Source organism: Corallococcus sp. CA041A, from assembly GCF_003612075.1.
In the GTDB taxonomy this organism is placed as follows: Bacteria; Myxococcota; Myxococcia; order Myxococcales; family Myxococcaceae; genus Corallococcus; species Corallococcus exiguus.
In genome coordinates, this window is record NZ_RAWF01000509.1 from 1 (window position 1) to 1,930 (window position 1,930).

General features: G+C 73.0%; 2 protein-coding genes. Both read right to left on the bottom strand.

From position 1 onward, the window contains the following. On the bottom strand, window positions 1–1,070 hold a 1,070-nt coding region (locus tag D7V77_RS41725), incomplete at its 3' end, for an efflux RND transporter periplasmic adaptor subunit (protein ID WP_120581697.1). Further along, window positions 1,067–1,831: a TetR/AcrR family transcriptional regulator gene (locus D7V77_RS41730; RefSeq protein WP_120581698.1), complete on the bottom strand. Its 765-nt coding sequence runs from the start codon at window positions 1,829–1,831 to the stop codon at window positions 1,067–1,069. The genes D7V77_RS41725 and D7V77_RS41730, both read right to left, overlap by 4 nt. Between the last annotated feature and the right edge of the window lie 99 nt (window positions 1,832–1,930).

A 1,930-nucleotide genomic window follows, 5' to 3' on the forward strand; every position in this document is an offset into this window, starting at 1 on the left:
AGATGTATATAAGAGACAGGCTGGAGGGCGGCCGCGGCGCGCACCACCACCTCGCGCTCGCGGCGCTCCAGCACCTGCACGTCCACGCGCTGGAGCGAGCCGTCACTGACGACCAGGACGTGGTCCCCGTTGGAGGAGGACAGCGCCGTCGTGGGGAGCAGCTGCGCGTCCTGCGTCTCCCCCAGCTTCAGCATGGCGCGCGCCAGGGTGTGGGCCACGAAGCGTCCGTCCGCGTTGGGCACGGAGATCTCCACCGGGATGCGGCGGGTGGTGGGGTCCGCGGAGGGCAGGATGGTGCGCACCACGGCCTCGTCGGTGGACGCGCCGTTGCCCAGCGCCGCCACGCGCACCTTCGTGCCGGGCTTGAGCAGCGCGCGCGCCCCTTCCGCCACGGTGGTGCGGAAGATGAGCGTGTCCAGCTGCTCCAGCGTGAAGAGGGCCGAGCCCGGCCCCACCGTGGCGCCCGTCTGGTCCGGGGATTCAATCAGCGTGCCCGCGAAGGGCGCCTTCAGGTCATGCCGGCGCCGCGCCGCGCGGGCCTGCGCGAGCTGCGCCTTCGCGGCCATCACCTGCGCCTGGGCCTGCGCGGCGGCGGCCACGGCGTTCTTGTGCTGCTGGTCGCTGACGCCACCGCCGGTGCTGAGCTTCTCCGTGCGCTCGGCGGCGTCCTTCGCGATGGAGGCGCCGGCCTCCGCGGCGGCGACGGCGGCCTCCGCGCCAGCCACCTGCGCGTCCACGATTTCGGAGTTGAGCTGGGCGAGCGTGTCGCCCTTCTTCACGGCCTGGCCCTTCTGGGCGCGCACCGACTCCAGGCGGCCGCCCACCTCGAAGCCGACCTGGAGGCCCTGGGCGGGGTACAGCGTGCCCGTCACCTCCTCCGACTGCGAGGCCTGCACGCCGCGCGCGGAGACGACCTTCACGGCCGGCGCCGGCTTGTCCTGGCCGGGGGCCGCGGTGGCGGGCGGCGCGGACGCGGCATCCGCCTTGTCACAACCGGAGAGCGCGAGCGCGGCGGCCATCCCCAGGGCGGTGAAGGCGCGGGAGGCGGAGGGCTTCGTGGATGGTTTCACGGGCGTTTCCTTGGCGGGCGGTGCGGGTGGTCCGCGCGGGCTTGGCGCCGGCGCGTGGAAGGCGGTGAAGAAGGACGGGCGATGGCGGCGGGCGTCGCGGGCACGGCCTCGCGGGGCAGCGAGCCTTCGTGCATGAGACGTTGGAGGCCCAGGGCCCAGGTGGCCAGGTCCGGCTTCTGCGTCAGCCGCCCCATGCGCCGGGCCAGCAGCAGATAGGTGCCCACGATGAAGGAGCCGAAGAGGCTGGGGTCCACGTCCGGGGTGTCCGGATGCTGGCCGCGCAGGTGGTGGAACTCCCCGGCGATGCGCTCCACCTCGCGGTCCACCACGTCCCACATGACGGACTCGAAGGCGGTGCCCTGGCTGCCCACGATGAGCGCCGTGACGAGCTCACGCTGCTCCCACATGAGCTCCAGCATCTCCACGTCGAGCTCGGCCTCCATCCGCAGGAAGTCGCGGTAGCGCTCCGAGCGCGTGGCGACGTCCCCGGGGCCGGGCAGGCCGCTGTGGTCGGCGCGAAAGCGGTCCATGCAGGACATGCGCTTCGTGGCCAGGACCTCCAGCGCCTCCAGGAAGCCCTGCACCAGCGCCGCGAAGAGGGCCTCCTTCGAGGGGAAGTGCAGGTAGAAGGCGCCCTTGGACAGGCCGCTGGCGGCGGTGATGTCGCTGATGCGCGCGCCCTTCACGCCCCGCTTCGCGAACTCCGCCCGCGCGGACGCGATGAGCGCGCTGCGGGCTTTGGGGTCGGCGTGGCGGGGCATGCGGACGCATTCCTAACCCGCCGGTCAGAAATAGAACAGTCGTTGCTGAACGCCGGGTCAGGAATCCGAGGGGCGTGTCGGCGGGGGGCGCAGGAGGGC